The organism is Streptomyces sp. YIM S03343, from assembly GCF_054729195.1.
Window position 1 is genome coordinate 890,741 of record NZ_JBPUKX010000001.1, and the last position, 18,600, is coordinate 909,340.

At 70.9% G+C, this 18,600-nt stretch carries 15 protein-coding genes; 11 read left to right on the forward strand and 4 right to left on the reverse strand.

The window, feature by feature from the left end:
- The first annotated feature begins 26 nt into the window (after window positions 1-26).
- The 3 genes from ACSYGN_RS03890 to ACSYGN_RS03900 are packed head-to-tail and all read left to right on the forward strand — an operon-like array spanning window position 27 to window position 2,976.
- Complete coding sequence (locus tag ACSYGN_RS03890) at window positions 27-782, forward strand: (Fe-S)-binding protein (RefSeq protein ID WP_460403207.1); 756 nt, start codon at window positions 27-29, stop codon at window positions 780-782.
- The gene (locus ACSYGN_RS03895; protein ID WP_460391824.1) at window positions 779-2,281 is read left to right on the forward strand and encodes a LutB/LldF family L-lactate oxidation iron-sulfur protein; all 1,503 of its coding nucleotides are present in this window, start codon (window positions 779-781) and stop codon (window positions 2,279-2,281) included. The genes ACSYGN_RS03890 and ACSYGN_RS03895 overlap by 4 nt, the downstream gene beginning before the upstream one ends.
- Complete coding sequence (locus ACSYGN_RS03900) at window positions 2,278-2,976, forward strand: LutC/YkgG family protein (protein WP_460391826.1); 699 nt, start codon at window positions 2,278-2,280, stop codon at window positions 2,974-2,976. Before ACSYGN_RS03895 ends, ACSYGN_RS03900 begins: the two co-directional genes overlap by 4 nt.
- A 62-nt stretch (window positions 2,977-3,038) precedes the next feature.
- Here the strand turns inward: ACSYGN_RS03900 and ACSYGN_RS03905 are convergent, their stop codons facing one another.
- From ACSYGN_RS03905 to ACSYGN_RS03915, 3 genes are all read right to left on the reverse strand, one after another.
- Complete coding sequence (locus ACSYGN_RS03905) at window positions 3,039-3,404, reverse strand: cupin domain-containing protein (protein WP_460391828.1); 366 nt, start codon at window positions 3,402-3,404, stop codon at window positions 3,039-3,041.
- Window positions 3,405-3,519: 115 nt separating this feature from the next.
- The gene (locus tag ACSYGN_RS03910; protein WP_460391830.1) at window positions 3,520-4,287 is read right to left on the reverse strand and encodes a TIGR03943 family putative permease subunit; all 768 of its coding nucleotides are present in this window, start codon (window positions 4,285-4,287) and stop codon (window positions 3,520-3,522) included.
- On the reverse strand, window positions 4,284-5,306 hold the full coding sequence (locus ACSYGN_RS03915; protein ID WP_460391832.1) for a permease: 1,023 nt from the start codon (window positions 5,304-5,306) through the stop codon (window positions 4,284-4,286). The genes ACSYGN_RS03910 and ACSYGN_RS03915 overlap by 4 nt, the downstream gene beginning before the upstream one ends.
- Window positions 5,307-5,474: 168 nt before the next feature.
- On the opposite strand from ACSYGN_RS03915, the gene ACSYGN_RS03920 reads away from it, so the two are divergent.
- A complete protein-coding gene (locus ACSYGN_RS03920; protein WP_460391834.1) occupies window positions 5,475-6,020 on the forward strand; it encodes a hypothetical protein in 546 nt (181 codons plus the stop codon).
- A gap of 67 nt (window positions 6,021-6,087) precedes the next feature.
- Here the strand turns inward: ACSYGN_RS03920 and ACSYGN_RS03925 are convergent, their stop codons facing one another.
- On the reverse strand, window positions 6,088-7,059 hold the full coding sequence (locus tag ACSYGN_RS03925) for a LacI family DNA-binding transcriptional regulator (RefSeq protein ID WP_460391836.1): 972 nt from the start codon (window positions 7,057-7,059) through the stop codon (window positions 6,088-6,090).
- 369 nt (window positions 7,060-7,428) lie between these two features.
- Between ACSYGN_RS03925 and ACSYGN_RS03930 the strand changes: the two genes are divergently transcribed.
- From ACSYGN_RS03930 to ACSYGN_RS03960, 7 genes are all read left to right on the forward strand, one after another.
- Window positions 7,429-9,402, forward strand: a complete 1,974-nt coding sequence (locus ACSYGN_RS03930) for a glycoside hydrolase family 127 protein (RefSeq protein ID WP_460391838.1) — start codon at window positions 7,429-7,431, stop codon at window positions 9,400-9,402.
- A gap of 112 nt (window positions 9,403-9,514) precedes the next feature.
- Window positions 9,515-10,765, forward strand: coding sequence for a sugar ABC transporter substrate-binding protein (locus ACSYGN_RS03935; RefSeq protein ID WP_460391840.1), 1,251 nt, complete (start codon window positions 9,515-9,517; stop codon window positions 10,763-10,765).
- A 1-nt stretch (window position 10,766) separates the two neighbouring features.
- Entirely contained in the window at window positions 10,767-11,771 is a 1,005-nt protein-coding gene (locus ACSYGN_RS03940) for a carbohydrate ABC transporter permease (RefSeq protein WP_460391842.1), read from the forward strand.
- 56 nt (window positions 11,772-11,827) lie between these two features.
- Window positions 11,828-12,589, forward strand: a complete 762-nt coding sequence (locus tag ACSYGN_RS03945) for a carbohydrate ABC transporter permease (protein ID WP_460403209.1) — start codon at window positions 11,828-11,830, stop codon at window positions 12,587-12,589.
- Between the two features lie 83 nt (window positions 12,590-12,672).
- Complete coding sequence (locus ACSYGN_RS03950) at window positions 12,673-14,439, forward strand: RICIN domain-containing protein (protein ID WP_460391844.1); 1,767 nt, start codon at window positions 12,673-12,675, stop codon at window positions 14,437-14,439.
- Window positions 14,440-14,777: 338 nt separating this feature from the next.
- A complete protein-coding gene (locus ACSYGN_RS03955; protein ID WP_460391846.1) occupies window positions 14,778-17,468 on the forward strand; it encodes a YfhO family protein in 2,691 nt (896 codons plus the stop codon).
- Window positions 17,469-17,504: 36 nt separating this feature from the next.
- Window positions 17,505-18,482: a glycosyltransferase family 2 protein gene (locus ACSYGN_RS03960; RefSeq protein WP_460391848.1), complete on the forward strand. Its 978-nt coding sequence runs from the start codon at window positions 17,505-17,507 to the stop codon at window positions 18,480-18,482.
- The last annotated feature ends 118 nt before the right edge of the window (window positions 18,483-18,600 follow it).

The following is an 18,600-nucleotide window of genomic DNA, read 5'->3' on the forward strand; positions in this document are numbered from 1 at the left end:
CGATGATCGATCCCCGAGGAGCCGTGATGCGTGTCGCCCTGTTCCTGACGTGTGTCAACGACACGCTCTATCCGGACACCGGCCGGGCAGTGGTGAAACTGCTGTCCAGGCTGGGTGTCGAGGTGGACTTCCCGATGGCGCAGACCTGCTGCGGGCAGGCCCACTACAACACCGGCTACCGGCACGAGGCGGAGCCGCTCGCCCGGCATTTCTCGGAGGTCTTCCGGGGCTACGAGGCGATCGTGACCCCCTCCGGGTCGTGCGGGGCGATGGTGCGGGAGCTGTATCCGCGGATGGGCGAGCGGGCCAGGGCCGAGGGCCGGGGCGACAGCCTGGCGAGGGCACTGGCGCCGGTGGTGCCGAAGACGTACGAGCTCACGGAGTTCCTGGTGGACGTGCTGGGTGTGACGGACGTCGGCGCGTACTACCCGCACAAGGTGACCTACCATCCGACCTGCCACGGGCTGCGCGGCCTCGGCCTCGGCGAGCGGCCCCGACGGCTGCTGGAGGCGGTGCGGGGTCTTGAGCTGGTGGAGTTGCCGGGGGCCGAGGAGTGCTGCGGGTTCGGCGGCACCTTCGCACTGAAGAACTCGGCCGTGTCGGCTGCGATGGGCACGGACAAGGTCCGCAACGCCGAGTCGACCGGCGCGGAGGTGCTGTGCGCGGCCGACAACTCCTGTCTGATGCACATCGGGGGCACCATGACCCGGCTCGGCGCGGACCTGCGGCCCGTGCACATCGCGGAGATCCTGGCCAGCACGGAGCGGGAGGCGGCCGTATGAGCGGCACGTTCGTGGGTATGCGGGGCGCGGCGGGCGGGGGCAGCACAGCCTTTCCCGAGGCGGCGCGCGAGGCGGTCGGCAACAGCACCCTGCGCGGCAATCTCCGGCACGCCACACACACCATCCGCGCCAAGCGGGCCAAGGCGGTCGCCGAGGTGTCCGACTGGGCCGAGCTGCGCGAGGCCGGGAAGCGGATCAAGGACCATACGCTGCGTCATCTCGACCGCTATCTGGAGCAATTGGAGGAATCGGTCACCGCGGCGGGCGGCACAGTGCACTGGGCCGCGGACGCGGCCGAGGCGAACCGGATCGTCACCGAACTGGTCCGGGAGACCGGCGAGTCGGAGGTCGTGAAGGTCAAGTCGATGGCCACACAGGAGATCGGGCTCAACGAGGCGCTGGAGGCGGCGGGCATCCACGCCTACGAGACCGATCTCGCCGAGCTGATCGTCCAGTTGGGCAAGGACCGCCCCTCACACATCCTGGTCCCGGCGATCCACCGCAACCGCGGTGAGATCCGCGACATCTTCCGCTCCGAGATGGGCGAGTGGGGCCGCCCTGCCCCCGACGGGCTCACCGACACGCCCGCCGAGCTGGCGGAGGCGGCCCGGCTGCATCTGCGTGAGAAGTTCCTGCGCGCCAAGGTCGGTGTCTCCGGCGCCAACTTCATGGTCGCGGAGACCGGCACCCTGGTGGTCGTCGAGTCGGAGGGCAACGGGCGGATGTGCCTGACCCTGCCCGAGACGCTGATCTCGGTCGTCGGCATCGAGAAGATCGTGCCGACCTGGCGGGACCTGGAGGTCTTCCTCCAGACCCTACCGCGCTCCTCCACCGCCGAGCGGATGAACCCGTACACCAGCATGTGGACCGGCACCACCGACGAGGACGGCCCGCGCACCTTCCATCTGGTGCTGCTGGACAACGGGCGCACCGACACCCTCGCCGACGAGGTGGGCCGCCAGGCGCTGCGCTGCATCCGCTGCTCGGCGTGCCTCAACGTGTGTCCGGTGTACGAACGGGCGGGCGGCCACGCCTACGGCTCGGTCTACCCCGGCCCGATCGGCGCGATCCTCAGCCCCCAACTGCGGGGCACGGCCAGCGAGATCGACGCCTCGCTGCCGTACGCGTCGTCGCTGTGCGGCGCCTGCTACGACGTGTGCCCGGTCGCCATCGACATCCCCGAGGTGCTGGTGCATCTGCGCGAACGGGTCGCGCAGGGGGGCCCGGCGGTCCGGGAGGGCAACAAGGTGGTGCTGAGACCGGCGAAGGGTCACGCCGCCGAGCGGGCCGCGATGCGCGCGGCGCGCTGGGCGTTCACCCACCCCGGCGCGCTGGGCACCGGCCAGCGGCTCGCCTCCCGCACCCGGCGGCTGCATCCCCGTACGCTGCCCGGCCCGGGCAGGGCGTGGAGCGGCAGCCGGGATCTGCCCGCCGTGCCCGCGGAGCCGTTCCGCGACTGGTGGCAGCGCACCCACGGAGGAAAGGACACTCAGCGGTGAACAGCAGGGACCGGATCCTGGGCCGGGTGCGCAGGGCGCTGGAGCGCACCGCGCCCGACACCACACCGTACGAGCAGGCCGTAGAGCGCGGTTATCTGCGTGAGCACGGCGAGCGGAGCACCGAGGAGACGGTGGACCTGCTCGCCGAGAACCTCGCCGACTACCGGGCAATGGTGCACCGGTGCGGTACCGCCGAACTCGCCGCCGTCGTGGGCCGGTTGCTGGCGGAGCACAAGTCGGGGTCGGTGCTGGTGCCGCCGGGACCGGCCGAGGAGTGGCTGTCGGAGACGGCGGCCGACGTCACACGGGTGCCCGACGAGGCGGGCAGTACGGCGCGGGAGCTGGACCTGGTCGACAGCGTGGTCACCGCGTGCGCGGTGGCCGTCGCGGAGACCGGCACGATCGTCCTCGACGGCTCACCCGACCAGGGGCGCCGCCGTATCACCCTGGTCCCGGACCATCACATCTGTGTGGTGCGGGTGCCGGACCAGGTGGTCTCGTCCGTCCCGCAGGCGCTCGAACGGCTGGACCCCGCCCGCCCGTTGACGTGGATCTCCGGGCCGTCGGCGACCAGCGACATCGAGCTGGACCGGGTGGAGGGGGTGCATGGGCCGCGCACCCTGGAGGTCGTGCTGGTGGACACCCGGGGCCCGCAAGTCCCGGCCTCGGCCGACATCGACGCACACGACAGGTAACGGCCGCCGAGGCCGGACCGGATCACCTCCGTTCCGGCCCGGGAAGCCAACCGCCTTCTGTGTCACGCGCCCGCCGGCTTCGCGTAGTCCGTGGCCATGCCACCGGCGAAGTCGTACGCGATGACCTGCTCGTCTCCGACGACCCAGGCGTCATGGCCCGGAGGGCAGACGAAGACATCGCCGGGACCGACCTCGCTCTCGGCGCCGTCGTCCATGCGTATACGCATCCGGCCTTGGACGACATAGCCGTTGTGGTGGATCTGGCAGCTCTCCGTGCCCGCCAGCGGGCCCACGGACTCCGACCAGCGCCAGCCCGGTTCGAAGGTGGCCACGGCGAAGTCGAGACCCGTGAGATGGACCGCCTCAAGGTGGCCGCGCGGGAAATCACGCCGCTCGTCCGGCTTGTCGACCGTCTTCACTTCCAGCATGGCAGAGCCTCCCTTCCGACCACACCATCGTGCGCCCCGCAACCCGGGGCCGCCATTTGGGGGACAGGGGGCTCTTCCGGACCCTCTTCCGGACCGACGGCAGGTCGTTCAGCGTTCAAGAAGGGGTGAGCGGCAGGTCGTCGGTGAAGGCGTTCACCGGCTGTGCGATCGGCGTGAGGGTGTGCGCGTCGAGCGCGGCCTCGGCGGATGCCGTGCCGAGGGTGCCGTGCGGGTGCCAGGTGCCGGTCACCGCGAGCCAGCTGTCGGCCGACGGGGACTCGGGGCCGTAGACACGGATCTTGACGGTCTGGGAGTCGGCCGCGCAGCAGGTGAAGATGATCCGGGTCAGATACCAGCCGCCGCCGTGCCCGGCCGGGGTGACGAAGCCGGTCAGCCGCAGACTGCGGCCCCCGACGGCGTGTGTGCGGTCCTGCTGGACGCGGGTGGTGAAGTCGGTGAGGGTCAAGGGGACGGGGGAGCCGACGGGCAGGGGGTCGAAGCGTTTCTGCTGCTTGACGGCTTGGGCGTCCGAGCGGGAGGCGGTGTACGACCCCAGGGCGGGTGGGGCGTACAGGAGCAGGCTGAGGGCGGGGAGGAGAAGCAGCCAGGCGACTTGGGGGGCGGCAGAGTGGTCGTGACCGTGGTCATTGCCGTGGTCGCGGTCACGGTCGCGGTCATGGCTTTTGTGGTCGGTGTGATCGTCGTGTTTCCCACCGCTTACCGCGCTCACCAGACCGAGCAGGGTGAGCAGGATTCCGGACGCGACGAGCGGCAGGCGCAGGCCCTCCTTGACGTAGCGGAGATAGTCGTCGGTGAAGAGGGTGGTGCGCAGGAGGCCGACGCCGGTCAGGAGCAGGAGGAGGGACTGGAGGGGGCGTTTCACAGCAGTACGCCTCCGATCACCACGCTGCACAGCACGGCGACGACGGCGGTCGCGGAGGAGAAGCGGACTGCGAACGCCCGCCCGAACGTGCCCGCCTGAAGCGCGATCAGCTTCACGTCCACCATCGGACCGACCACCATGAACGCCAATCGCGCAACCGGCGAGAAACCTGTCAGCGACGCCGCCACGAACGCATCCGCCTCCGAACACACCGCCAGCACCACCGCAAGACCCGCCAGGAACAGCACCGACAACCACGCCGAACCCGAGAAGGCGTCGAGGACGGCGCGCGGTACAGCCACATTGAAGGTCGCGGCGGCCATGGCACCCAGCACCAGAAAGCCACCCGCGTGGAGGAAATCGTGCTGGAAGCCAGCGCGGAACTCCCGCCAGCGGCTCCCTCCGGGGTCATGACCCGCGTGCCGCACGACCGGACGCAGCCACTCCGCCCTGCCCAGCCAGAGCCACAACCACCCCATCACCGCCGCCGTGACGAGCGACGCCAGCAACCGCGCCAGCACCATGACCGGACTAGCCGGAAACGCCACCGCCGTGGCCGTCAGCACCACCGGATTGATCGCCGGAGCCGAGAGCAGGAACGCGAACGCCGCCGCCGGAGTCACACCCCGGCCGATCAGACTGTTCGCCACCGGGACAGAGGCGCACTCACAGCCCGGCAGCACCGCACCCGCGGCCCCGGCGACCGGAACGGCCAGGGCGGGGCTCTTGGGCAGCACCCTCGTGAACAGGCCCGCCGGGACGAAGGCGTTGATCGCACCGGACAGGGCCGTACCGAGGACCAGGAAGGGCAGCGCCTGCACGGTGATGGCCAGGCAGACGGTGCGCCAGGCCAGAACGGCGGGGTGGCTCAGCCAGCCCGTGGCGGAGAGGAGGAGTACGACCGCTGTCGCGGTGACGGCTGCCACCAGCGCGATCGCCCTGCCGGGGGCTCGGGGGCGAGGTGTGTCCGCGGGGGCGGCAGCCGGGTGTCGCGGCAGCCGTACCGCCCCATCAACCATTTCATCCGTTTTTGACATTTTTACTCCGGATGTCGCTGTCTGGCCGAAGATATGCGACACCGGCCGCCCGGGCGGTGCGCACACGCCGCCGCGAACGGATGACACCGTTCCGGGGCGGGCCCGCGGGCGCACACTGGAGGAACCTGCCGCACCGATCGGGGAGGGGCCATGCGCGAACCCGCTGGGCGAGTGCCCCTTGTGTCCGCGGTCTGCGGTGGCGCGTGGCGCCTTGCCGCCCTGCTGGCGGCCCGGCTGCGTACACCGCACCCCGCGCCCCGCCCCCTGTCACGACCCGCGCAGGTGCGGGCGCTGCTGTCGGTGCTGGACGAGGCCGTGGTGGTGCAGCGCCCGGCCGACGCGGCCGTGGCCGCATGCGGGGAGCCGGGCCCTGTCTCCACGCGGACCGCCCAGGACGGCCGCCTCGCCTCCTCGGCGGTGCACCGGCTGCGCTGCCGGCTGCGGGATCTGCAACTGACCGAGCCCGATCTGACCGAGATCCAGGCGCACGCCGGACGACTGCTCGCCTACGACCAGTGGATGCTGCGCCAGTCGCAGAACCTGGCATTCACCACCCGTCCCGGCGTCCGCACCGAGGCCGCCCGGCTCCAGTTCAACGGCCTCGGCCGTCCGGCGGACGATCTACGGCGTCTGCGCGACGCACTCTGGGCGGCGGAAGGCGGCCAGGCGTCGCCGGGGGTGCGCCCGGCCCGTTGACCGGCATGCGGAGACCAGACCGACGGGCGCGCCGGGCGCCGTCGGGCCGGATTCGTATCAGGCCCCGTCAGGTCGACTCCCGCACCACCAGGCGGCACGGCACCATATGGACGCCGGGCTCGGGCTCGGCGTCGATGGCCTGGAGCAGGCGCAGGGCGGCGATCCTGCCGATCTCGGTGAGGTTCATGTCGATGGTGGTCAGCGGCGGGCGGCAGGCCAGCGCCATGGTGTCCCAGTTGTCGTAACCGACGACAGCGATGTCCCCGGGCACGTCCCTCCCGCGCTCGCGCAGCGTGTCGGCGACGCCCCGGGCGATCTGGTCGTTGCCGCAGAAGAAGGCGTCCGTGTCCGGGGCGGTGCGCAGGACCGCGGCGGCGGCACGGCGGCCCCAGGCCTCGCTCCACTCACCGAAGTGGACGCGTGAGGTGGAGAGTTCGAGTCCGGCGGCGGCCAGGTGGTCGATCGCGTGACGGGCTCGGTCGCGGGCCGCCTGATGATGCTCGGGGCCGGTGACATGTGCGACGCGGGTGCGGCCGGTCGCCAGCAGATGCTCCATGGCGAGGTGGGCGCCGCCGCGGTCGTCGGTGACGACGGAGGTGTCGGCGGGGTCGGTGGACGGGGAGAGCGCGTAGACGACGGGGATCGCGGGATCGAGGCCGGTCAGCGGCGGCCGGGGATCGGTGCGGCGGCCGGCGACGATGATGCCGTCGACGCGGCGGTCGGTGAGGGTACGCAGATGGTGCTGCTCACGGATGGCGTCGCCGCGGGTGTCGCACAGCAGCACGGAGATCTTCCCGGCGCCGAGCGCGTCCTCGGCGCCGAGCAGCACGGGGGTGCTGAAGCGGCCGATGCCGTCGGTGGTCATCAGGCCGACCGTCCAGCTGCGGCCGCTGTGCAGGCTCTGCGCATGCTGGTTGGGCCGGAAGCCGAGTTCCGTCACCGCGTCGAGGACCCGCTGCCGGGTCTCCGGGCGCATCCGGCCGGCACCGCTCAGCGCCTTGGACGCGGTACCGACGCTGACCCCGGCGAGCGCGGCCACGTCGGTGAGCCTCGCTCGGCCGGTGGGGGGCGAGTCTGGGGCGGAGGGGGACACGGGCGGCACGGGCAAACCTTTTCCTCACGACGGTGACGGCAGCCATGGTGGCAGGCTCCGGGCGGAAGTTCCAGAGGCAGTCTCGGGGGCGGTGCAGACTCCCACCTTCCCTGGCAGGCTTGGAAAAAACCTTTGCCGCGACCCTTGACCGGGTCGGTGTACTGCCCTGTACTTGCTCGTTGAGAAAACGGTTTCCCACCGTGGTCCCATCACCCGCCTCTTGATTTCGATCAATGTTCGGGATATCGGACACATCTGGCCCCGGCCACGGGGTGTCCGTCCCGAGGCCCGCCCGCCTCTCACCCCCGGAGAGCCATGCCCGGCACCAGCCCCACCCCTTCGTCCGCTCCCGCTCCCCTGGGCCCCGTCCGGCTCGGCCCCGGCGCGCGGGCCGTGCTCCGTCCCGCCGCCGTCGACATCACCGCCGGGTTCTGGCACGCCCGCCGGGAGACCAACGCCCGGGTCTCCGTGCCTCAGGGCCCGGATCTGCTGGAGTCCGCAGGGAATCTGCACAATCTGCGGCTGGCGGCGGGCACGGCGGAAGGCGAGTTCCGCGGCGCGTTCCCGTTCGTGGACACGGACGTCTACAAGTGGCTGGAGGCCGCGTCCTGGCAGCTCGCCCAACGCCGTCCGGAGGACGCGGCGCTGGCCGCCGAGGTGGAGCGGATCATCGCCCTGGTCGCGGCGGCCCAGCAGCCCGACGGCTATCTCAACACCTTCTTCCAGCTGGTCAAGGGCGGTGAGCGCTACCAGGACCTGCGCTGGGGGCACGAGCTGTACTGCGCGGGCCATCTCATCCAGGCCGCCGTGGCCCACCACCGGGCCACCGGACGCACCGGGCTCCTCGATGTGGCCCGCGGGTTCGCCGATCACATCGGCTCAGTGTTCGGCCCGCCCGGCAGCGGCAGGCCGATCGACGGCATCGACGGCCACCCCGAGGTGGAGACCGCGCTGGTCGAGCTGTACCGGGAGACCGGTGAGCACCGCCATCTGGAGCTGGCCGCCTACTTCGTGGACCGGCACGGGCACGGGCTGCTCGGGCACGAGGCGTACTGCCAGGACCGGGTACCGCTGCGCGAGGCGACGGACGTCGAGGGCCACGCCGTACGGCAGTTGTATCTGCTCGCCGGGGCGACCGATCTCGCCACCGAGACCGGGGACGGTGAACTGCGCGCCGCCGCCGAGCGGTTGTGGCACGCGATGACCGCGGCCAAGACCCATCTCACCGGCGGACTCGGCGCACACCACGACCGGGAGGACTTCGGCGACCCGTACGAACTGCCCAACGAACGCGCCTACTGCGAGACCTGCGCCGCCATCGCGTCCATCCAGTGGAGCTGGCGGATGGCCCTGCTCACCGGCGAGGCCCGCTACTCCGACCTGGTCGAACGCACCCTCTACAACGGCTTCCTGGCCGGTGTCTCCCTCGACGGGGAGCACTGGCTGTACGTCAACCCGCTCCAGGTCCGCGACGGTCACACCGACACCGGGGGTGACCAGTCGGCCCGCCGCACCCGCTGGTTCCGCTGCGCCTGCTGCCCGCCCAACGTGATGCGGCTGCTGGCCGGGCTCGGGCACTACCTCGCCAGCGGCGACGAACAGGGCCTCCAGATCCATCAGTTCACCAGCGGCCGGTACGCCGCCGGGCCGTTCGCGGTGCGTGCCGAGACCGACTACCCCTGGCACGGCAGCATCACGTTCACCGTCGAGGACACCCCCGCCGACCGCCCCTGGACGCTGGCGCTGCGCATCCCCCAGTGGTGCCGTGAGTTCCGGCTCACCTGCGGGGAGTCGGCGTACGACCAGCACGACGCACCCGTCACCGACGGCTGGCTGCGGCTGGAGCGGGGGTGGGCGCCCGGCGACCGGGTGGTTCTCGAACTCACCCTGGAGCCGCGGCTCACCGCCGCCGATCCGCGCGTGGACGCCGTGCGCGGGTGTGCGGCGATCGAGCGCGGCCCGCTCGTGTACTGCCTGGAGCAGGCCGACCACCCTGACGGCGGGCTCGACGATCTCGTCCTGGACACCACCCGGCCGCTCGCCGTGAAGCACCGCCCAGACCTGCTCGGCGGCGTCACCACCATGGTCGCCGCCGGCAGGCGCCGCCGCACGCCCGAGCGGGGCTGGTGGCCCTACACCGCCGTCGAACCCGCCGTCGAACCCGCCGCCGAACCCGGTACCGCGCCCCAGCCCGGCGACGGCGATCCCGTCGAGCTCACCGCCGTCCCCTACCACGCATGGGCCAACCGCGAGGACGGCGCCATGCGTGTCTGGCTGCCCACCTCCTGACCGCCCCGGCGGTCCTGACCGCACCAGCCATCCCGACCGTGCCCTGCCGTCCCGACCGTCCCAGCCGTCCCGACCGTCCCTCAACTCTGCTCTACGACAACGAGGTCGCCCCGTGACACCCACCCGCCGCACCCTCCTGGCCGCCCTCGCCGCGGCCTGCACGCTCATCTCCGTCACCGCCTGTCAGGGCGGCTCCGGCTCCTCGGGATCCTCCGGCGCCGCCGCGGGGACGTACACCTTCTGGGACCCCTATCCGCAGTTCGACACGTCCTCGGCCTGGGGCAGACGCGTCACGGCGTGCGGTACGCAGGCCGGGGTGAAGCTCAAGCGCACCGCCTACGACACCACCGATCTCGGCAACAAGGCGCTGCTGGCCGCGCAGCAGGGCAACGCACCCGATGTGATGCTCGTGGACAACCCGGTCGTCTCCACGCTGGTCGAGGCGGGCATCCTCAACAAGACGAGCGATCTCGGCATCGACACCTCGTCGATCCAGAAGAACATCATCGGCGCGGGCACCCTCGACGGCGCCTCCTACGGAGTGCCGATCGGCGCCAACACCCTGGCCCTCTACTACAACAAGAAGATCCTCACCGCCGCGGGCGTCGATCCCGCCTCCGTCAAGGACTGGGCGACGCTGACGGCCGCGCTGAAGAAGGTGAAGGCGGCCGGGAAGAAGGGCATCACCTTCTCCGCGATCAACACGGAGGAGGGCAGCTTCCAGTTCCTGCCCTGGTTCTGGGGCGCGGGCGGCGACCTGACAAAGCTGGACTCCGACAAGGGAGTTGCCGCCCTGTCGCTGTGGCAGGGCTGGGTCGAGCAGGGGTACGCGCCCAAAGACGTCCTCCAGAACACCCAGACCACGAGCTGGCAGGAGTTCGCCACCGGGGACTACGCGTTCTCGGAGAACGGCACCTGGCAGCTCGGCAACGCCGACAAGGCGGGCTTCCCGTACGGGATCATCAACATCCCGGGCCGCAGCGGGGGTTCGGCGCCGGTGCCGACGGGCGGCGAGTTCGTGACGGTGCCGGTGCAGAAGGACAGCGCGCGCTACGACGTCAGCAAGAAGATCGTCACGTGTCTGACGTCGTCCGCGAACCTGCTGGCCACCGACACGACCCTGATGTACGTCGCGCCGACGAGCACGGTACAGAGCAAGCAGGTCGCGGCGAACCCCGAGCTCAAGCCCTGGGTGACCGCCGTGGCCGCCGCCCGCGGCCGGACCAGCGGCGGTCTCGGCACCAAGTACCCGGTGATATCCGAGCCGTTGTGGACGGCCGTCCAGTCGGCCCTGTCCGGTGGCAAGGACGCCGGGTCCGCCTTGGGGACCGCGCAGTCGAGCGCGCAGAAGGGCAAGGGCTGACATGGCCGGCACGGCCGTCGCACGGGCCGGGCGGTCCCGGCCCGGACCGGACGTTACGGGGGCCAGCGGCGCACGGAGCGCCGCGGACGGCGGGCGCCCTGACCCACGGGCCCTGCTGCGCAGACACCGCCGCCGCAGCAGTCTGACCGCGTTCGCGTTCGTCGCCCCGCTCGTCTGCTATCTCGCCGCCTTCTACGTCTATCCGCTCTACCGCAACCTCGATCTGAGCCTGCGCGACTACACGGTCCGGTCGTTCGTGGCGGGGGACGCGCCCTTCATCGGCCGGCGCAACTTCCAACACGTGTTGGACGACCCGGCGTTCGGTCCGGCGCTGCGTCACACGGTGGTCTTCACGTTCGTGTCGCTGGTGTTCCAGTACGTCATCGGTCTCGGCCTGGCGGTCTTCTTCAACCGGCGATTCCGGCTGTCGGTGGTGCTGCGGGCGCTGTTCCTGGTGCCGTGGCTGCTGCCGCTGATCGTGTCGGCGTCGACCTGGTCGTGGATGTTCAACAGCGAGTCGGGCGTGGTGAACTACGCTCTCCACCTGGTCGGCATGGACCCGGTCGGCTGGCTCACCTCCCCGGACTGGGCGCTGACGTCGGTGATCGTGGCCAACATCTGGATCGGTGTCCCGTTCAACCTGGTCGTCCTGTACAGCGGGCTCCAGAACATCCCGGCCGAACTGTACGAGGCCGCGGCCCTGGACGGGGCGAGCGCCTGGCAGCGCTTCCGGCACATCACCTTCCCGCTGCTGCGGCCGGTGTCGGCGATCACCCTGCTGCTCGGGCTGGTCTACACGCTGAAGGTGTTCGACCTGATCTGGATCATGACCAAGGGCGGTCCCGGTGACGCCTCGACCACCCTGGCCACCTGGTCGTACCAGCTCGGCTTCGGCACTCTGCTGCCCAAGTTCGGCCCCGGTGCGGCCGTCGGCAACATCCTCATCCTCATCGCGCTCGCCTTCGGGCTGCTGTACGTCCGCGTCCAGAGGAGGAACGAGGCGTGAACTCCCGTACCCGCAGCCGGTGTCACACCGCCGTCGGCCTGCTTCTCACCGCGCTGATGCTGTTCCCGGTGTACTGGATGCTCAACGTGTCCCTCACCCCGCAGCGCGACATGCGCAAGGACCCTCCCGATCTGCTCCCGCTGCACCCCACGTTCGAGGGCTACCGGGCCGTTCTGGACGACCAGTTGCCGTATCTCGGCACCAGTCTGCTCATCGGCCTCGGCACCGTCGCGGTCACCCTGGTCGTCGCGGCACCCGCCGGGTACGCCCTGGCCAAGCTGCGCCCGCGCGGCGGCGGTGTGCTGAGCCTGGCCCTGCTGATCGCGCAGATGATCCCGGGCATCGTCATGGCGATGGGCTTCTACGGCGTCTTCCTCGACCTGGGGCTGCTGAACTCCTGGTGGGGGCTGGTCGTGGCCGACTCGACCATCGCCGTGCCGTTCGGCGTCATGATCTTCGCGGCGTTCATGTCGGGCATCCCCGGCGAACTGATCTCCGCGGCCCGTGTCGACGGGGCGGGCACATGGCGGACGTTCCGTTCGGTGGTGCTGCCGCTGAGCCGCAACGCCGTCGTCACCGTCTCGCTCTTCGGCTTCCTGTGGGCCTGGTCCGACTTCGTCTTCGCCAACACCCTCGACAGCGGAGGCGACCTGAAGCCGATCACCCTAGGCATCTACCGGTACATCGGCAACAACAACCAGGAGTGGAACGCGATCATGGCCACCGCCGTCGTCGCGTCCGTCCCCGCCGCCGTCCTGCTGATCCTCGCCCAGCGCTATGTGGCCGCGGGCATCACCGCGGGCGCGGTGAAGGACTGACTCCCCAGCCGATCCGTGCAGCAGCACCTGGTAACCCCCGGCACGGCAATCCCCCCCAACACCTCCCGCAGAGGAGAACCCGCGTGAGCCGCACACCCCCATCCACACCCACCGTCAGACGGCGCAGTCACCGCCTCACCGCCGCCCTCGGGACGGCCGTACTCGCCGCCTCCCTCGGCACCGCACTCCCCGCGCATGCCGCCCCCACCTCGGCCACCACCCTCGTGGTGAACGCCAGTCAGGCACTGCGCTCGGTCACCCACGTCGCCACGGGCAGCCTCTACGGCCTGGCCACGGACAGCACGCCCGCCGACAGCTTGGTCACCCCGCTCAAGCCCAACACCTTCGTCCAGATGGCGCCCGGCGGCGCGCAGTTGCCCAACGGCGAGCCGGCGCCCGCCGGTGATGCGCTGAAGGTCGCGGCCAAGGCGGCGCGTGCGGGTGCCAAGGTCGTCGTACGGATGCCGGACTGGTATCCGGACTTCCCCTACAAGTGGGTCGGTTGGAGCGACTGGCTGTCCGCCGTGGACAAACAGGTCGCCGCGGTGAAGTCGTCCGGCGCGAGCAATGTGAGCGCCTACGAGCTGTGGAACGAGCCCGACTGGACGTGGGACACCTCGGCCGCCGGGGCGTTCGACGACGGCTGGGCGAAGACGTACAAGGAGGTCCGCGCCAAGGACACGAGCACCCCGATCCAGGGCCCCAGCCACTCCGCCTGGAACCAGAGCTGGATGACCACGTTCCTCACCGACGCCAAGGCATCCGGCACCGTGCCCGACATCATCGCCTGGCACGAGCTCCAGGGCTCGCAGAACATCGCCGCTCATGTGGCCGCCTACCGTGCGCTGGAGTCGAGCCTCGGGATCAGCGCGCGGCCCATCGCGATCGAGGAGTACGGCACTCCGTCCGAGGTCGGGGTGCCCGGTCCGCTGGCCGGTTACATCGCCAAGTTCGAGCGGACCGGTGTGCACGACGCCGAACTGGCCTTCTGGAACCACTACGGCACCCTCGGCGACACCCTGACCGACACCGGGGGCTCGCCCAACGGGTCGTACTGGCTCTACAAGTGGTACGGCGCGATGTCCGGCAGCATGCTGGTCACCACTCCCCCGGCGCAGACCGGCATCGACGGCGCCGCCTCGCTCACCGGTGACGACCGGCAGATCAGTGTGATCTTCGGCGGTGGCGCCGGGGCGAACGCCGTACGGGTCGACGGGCTCGGCGCGCTGTCCGCGTTCGGGAACACGGTGCACGTCAAGCTGGAGTACACGCCGTCGAAGGGCCGTACGACCGCGGTGTCCGGGCCGGTCACCGTCTACGACACCGATGTCGCGGTCTCCGGCGGCTCGATCACCATGCCCGTCGCGATGAACGCCTCCGACGGCTACCACCTGACGATCAGCCCGAGCGGCACCTCCGGTTCGCTGGCCGGGACGTACCAGATCACCAACCGCAACAGCACTCTCGCCCTGGACACCCAGGGCGCGGGCACGGCGCAGGGCACCTCAGTGGTGCAGACGGTGTCCGGCACCGGCAGCAGCCAGTCCTGGACGGTCACCTCGGCGGGCTCGGGCCTCTACAAGATCGTCAACAAGGCGAGCGGGCTGCTGCTCGGCATCAAGGACATGGTCACGACCGACGGCGGCACCGCCCTGATCTGGGATGACAACGGCACCGCCGACCATCTGTGGCAGCTGATCCCGTCGGGCGACGGCTACTACAAGATCGCCAACTACAACAGCGGGCTGCTGATGGGCGTGAGCGGCATGAGCACGTCGTCCGGCGCTCAGGTCCTCCAGTGGGACGACAACGGCACCGCCGACCACCTCTGGAAGCTGACGTCGCGCTGAGCGTGTGCCGCAGCACCTCATGACCGGTGTTCCCGTGCCTGATGTCGGCAGGCACGGGAACACCCGCCCTCCGTGTCGGCCTGCGTCCAGGGCCGCCATTTGCGCCAGTTCACCTCGGCGACACCCCCGGTACGCCGAATCGCCTCCGAATAGAAAGAATTCCTTTCCCAACCATTCACACCCCAAAAAAGAATTCGGAATTCCGGCCGTCACTTTTCGTCCAGGGCACAACCATCGGGAGGTACCTCCCGTCTAACCGGGCGAATCGATGACGCGCGGGGAGTGGCACCCCCGGACGAGAAAGTTTGCGTCCCACCTTCACTGGGGGTCCATCGCGAATGCCGTACTCAGCCATACCCGCACCCGCTTTACCAGCGCCCGGAGATATTCCGCGCGGCGCCAAAAAGCCATGGCTGCGGCTGCCGCGACCTGTGTCCCCGAGGGGCGCGGCGGGTTCCGCCGCGCTGCTCGCGGCGCTGCTCACCGTCACCGCGCTGTGCGCCGGTGACGCGATCGCCCGCAGTTATCCGTTCGGCCCGCGCACCCGCAGTGTCAACGACCTCGGCAACCAGTACGTGCCCTTCCACGCGCATCTGTGGGACCTGCTGCACGGCACGGCGGACGGCGGGCTGTTCGTCGACTGGCAGTCGGGGTACGGCTCCAGCTTCCTGCCCGACCTCGGCACCTATCTCAGCAGCCCGTTCGCACCGCTCGTCGCGCTGTTCCCGCGCGACGAGATCGACCTGGCCGTGTATGTGATCACCCTGCTGAAGGCCGCGGCGGCCGGGGCCGCCATGGCCTGGCTGCTGCCGCGGCTGCAGCCGGGCCGCTGGTGGGCGGCGGGGCTGCTGGGCACGTCGTACGCGCTGTGCGGCTGGACCCTCACCGACGCGGTCTACAACCCGATGTGGCTCGACGGTCTCATCTTCCTTCCGCTGCTCATTCTCGCCGGGGAGTGGGCGCTGGCGGGACAGCACCGGGTGCTGGGCGTGCTGGTCGTGGCGCTCGCCTGGACGGCCAACTTCTACACCGGCTACATGGCCACCCTGGGTGCCGGCCTGGTGCTGCTGCTACGGCTGTGGCTCGCCCGGCTCCCGCGCCGTGAGAGCCTCCTGGCGCTGGGCCGGGCGGCGGTGAGTGTAGTGCTGGGCGTCGGTCTCGCCGCGCCGCTGGTGGCGGTCGTGTACTTCGGCACCCGGCACGCCTACCCGGGCCGGGTCCGGCAGTTCGCGCCGGTGCCGACCGAGGATCTGCTGGCCCGGCTGCTGCCCACGACGTACGGCTTCGGCTCCCCGGCCGCCTTCGTCGGGACCACGGCGCTGCTGCTCGCACTCGCGCTGCCCTTCCACCGCGCGGCACCCCGGCGGGTGCGCGCAGGGTGGCCGCTGCTGGTGGTCCTGATGACGCTGTCGATGCAGTGGGGCCCGACCCATCTGGTGTGGCACGCCTTCACCACCCCGCAGGGCAGCCCGTACCGGCAGACGTTCGTACTCTGCGCGATCCTGGTGATCACCGCCTGGCACACGCTCAGCCACGGCACCCCCGACCGGCGTTCACTGGGGGCGTCGGCCCTGCTGCTCGCTCTCGTCACGCTGCTCGCGAGCGGCAGCCAACTGGCGCACCGCAGTTTCACCCTGCCCCTGGCCGCGCTCGCCGCGCTGGGCGCGCTGCTGGGCCTCGCCGTACTGCGCCACGCGGACGGCACCCGCCCGCGCCGCACCTGGGTCACCGGGCTCGCGGTCGCCCTGCTGCTGTGCACACAGCTCGGAGAGGCCGCCGGGACCTCCGCGGTGGCCGACCGGCTGCGCCTCGCACACATGGACGACTACGCACCCTGGGGCACGCGCCAGCGGACGCAGGCGGCGGCGATCGCGGGCGCCGACGCCTGGCCCCGGTACCGCACGGAGCCCGGCCGGGAGCAGACCGTCGCCAACGACCCGCTGCTGGTGGGCGGTCAGGGCTCCCAGTACTACAGCAGTCTCACCGCCGACGTCCTCACCCGCACCCTCACCGCCCTCGGCGACGGCTGGACCTCGCGCGGCCGGAACATGCAGAGCCTGGACAACGCGGTCACCGACGCGATCTTCGCGGTGGGCGCCCGGGTGCACTCGCCGCCGGACCCGCACCAGAACTGGTTCCCGCAGGACGGCTCGCGGACCTCGGTCGCCCGGCAGGCGGCGCCTCCGCTGGTCACGGTACGGCCGTCCGCGGCCGGTGACGGCGCCTTCGGCCCATCGCCGTACCGCAACCAGGAGTTGCTGCTCGGCTCCCGTGTCTACACCGTCCCGTCCCTCACGGTCCGCACTGCGCACGGCAGGCCCCCGCGGTATGTCGCCGACGATCCGGCCGGCCTGCTCCTCGGCGGCCCGGACCCCTCGGTCACCGGCCGTCCGACGATCACCGCGCGTTGCCCGGCGGGCAGCGAGGTGTATCTGTGGGCACCGTCCTTCTCCGGCACCGCCCAGCTCCAAGGGACCACCCTGACCGGGCGGTTCAGATCCAGGTACCCGCGCAACCGGGCGGCGATGGAGCGGCTCGGGACCGTGCCCGCGTCCGGGCAGGTGCGGATCGAGCTGTCCCCCGCCGGCACCAGCCGGATCCCGCTGGGCGCAGTCGGCTGCCTGGACACCGCCCGGCTGCACACCGCCGTCGCTGGGCTCACGGCGGGTGGGGCCACGAAGGTCACCGTGTCCGACGGCACTGTGCGGGCCCAACTACCCGCCGGGAGCAAGGGGATCGCCGTCATGGCGGCGCCCCGGATCGCGGGCTGGCGGTGCGCCACCGGCGACTCGGCCGCCAAGCCCGCCGAGTCGTTCCACGGTCTGATCGCGGTACCGCTCGACGGCTCCTCGGCCGAGGTGACCTGCACCTTCCATCCGCCCGGCCTGCGGCTGGGCACGACTGCCGGGGGCGGCTCACTGCTGGCCCTCGTCCTCTACGGCACCCTGCCCGCCGTCCGCCGACGACGGCGGGCCGCACCACCGGCCGCGCCAGACCATCCGCGCGAGCACCCGACCACCGCTCGCTGAAGCCGACCGACCACGCTCCCGGGGGGAGAAGAACCCGTGCTCATCTCGATCGTCGCACCCTGCTACAACGAGGAAGCCGTCGTCGCGCGCTTCCACGAGGAGGTACAGAAGGTCGCCGAAGAACTCCTGCCGCTCGGCCACGACATGGAGTTCGTCTACGTCGACGACGGCAGCCGCGACCGCACGCTCACCGTCCTCCAGCAACTCGCCGAGGCCGACAAGCGCGTGCGGTACGTCTCCTTCAGCCGCAACTTCGGCAAGGAGGCCGCCCTGCTCGCGGGTCTGCGGCATGCCTCGGGGGACGCCGTGGTCGTCATGGACGCCGATCTCCAGCATCCGCCCGAACTCATCGCGCACATGGTGCGGTTGCGCGAGCAGGGTCACGACCAGGTGATCGCCCGGCGCACCAGGAGGGGCGAGCATGTCGCCCGCATGGTCACCGCCCGGCTGTACTACCGCCTCGTCAACCGGCTCGTCGACGTCGAACTCCTCGACGGTGTCGGGGACTTTCGGCTGCTGTCCAGGCGCGTGGTGGACGCGGTGCTGTCCCTCACCGAGTACAACCGTTTCTCCAAGGGCCTGTTCGCCTGGGTGGGCTTCCCGGCCACGACCTTCGAGTACGAGAACCAGGTGCGCGAGCACGGGCGCAGTTCATGGACCTTCCGCGGCCTGCTCAACTACGCCCTGGACGGGCTGCTCTCCTTCAACAACCGGCCGCTGCGCGCCGCCCTCCATCTGGGGCTGGCGCTGCTGCTGTGCGCGGGCGGCTATACGGCGTGGATCGTTGGCGCCGCGCTCGTCAACGGCGTGGAGACACCGGGCTATGTCACCATCATCACCGCGGTCACCGCGCTGGCCGGGGTCCAGATGGTGATGCTGGGGGTGATCGGGGAGTACACCGGGCGGATCTACTACGAGGTGAAGCGACGCCCACACTTCCTGGTGAAAGCGTCCAACACGGAACCGAAGCACGGGCGTTCACCGTTGGACACGACGAAGGATCTGATCCCCTGATGACCACGGAGACGGAGAGGGAGACGGAGACGAACACGGAGAGGGGGACTGCTGCGCAGGCTCGCACGGACACGGACACGGACACGGACACGGGCGTGGGCTCCGGCGCGGGCACGGA

Excerpts from the sequence above, each read along its gene's own strand:
- ACSYGN_RS03955 (WP_460391846.1), top strand. The coding sequence starts at position 14,778 with ATGCCGTACTCAGCCATACCCGCACCCGCTTTACCAGCGCCCGGAGAT.
- ACSYGN_RS03905 (WP_460391828.1), bottom strand. The coding sequence starts at position 3,404 with ATGCTGGAAGTGAAGACGGTCGACAAGCCGGACGAGCGGCGTGATTTC.
- ACSYGN_RS03930 (WP_460391838.1), top strand. The coding sequence starts at position 7,429 with ATGCCCGGCACCAGCCCCACCCCTTCGTCCGCTCCCGCTCCCCTGGGC.
- ACSYGN_RS03940 (WP_460391842.1), top strand. The coding sequence starts at position 10,767 with ATGGCCGGCACGGCCGTCGCACGGGCCGGGCGGTCCCGGCCCGGACCG.
- ACSYGN_RS03920 (WP_460391834.1), top strand. The coding sequence starts at position 5,475 with ATGCGCGAACCCGCTGGGCGAGTGCCCCTTGTGTCCGCGGTCTGCGGT.
- ACSYGN_RS03915 (WP_460391832.1), bottom strand. The coding sequence starts at position 5,306 with ATGGTTGATGGGGCGGTACGGCTGCCGCGACACCCGGCTGCCGCCCCC.
- ACSYGN_RS03945 (WP_460403209.1), top strand. The coding sequence starts at position 11,828 with ATGCTGTTCCCGGTGTACTGGATGCTCAACGTGTCCCTCACCCCGCAG.
- ACSYGN_RS03890 (WP_460403207.1), top strand. The coding sequence starts at position 27 with ATGCGTGTCGCCCTGTTCCTGACGTGTGTCAACGACACGCTCTATCCG.
- ACSYGN_RS03895 (WP_460391824.1), top strand. The coding sequence starts at position 779 with ATGAGCGGCACGTTCGTGGGTATGCGGGGCGCGGCGGGCGGGGGCAGC.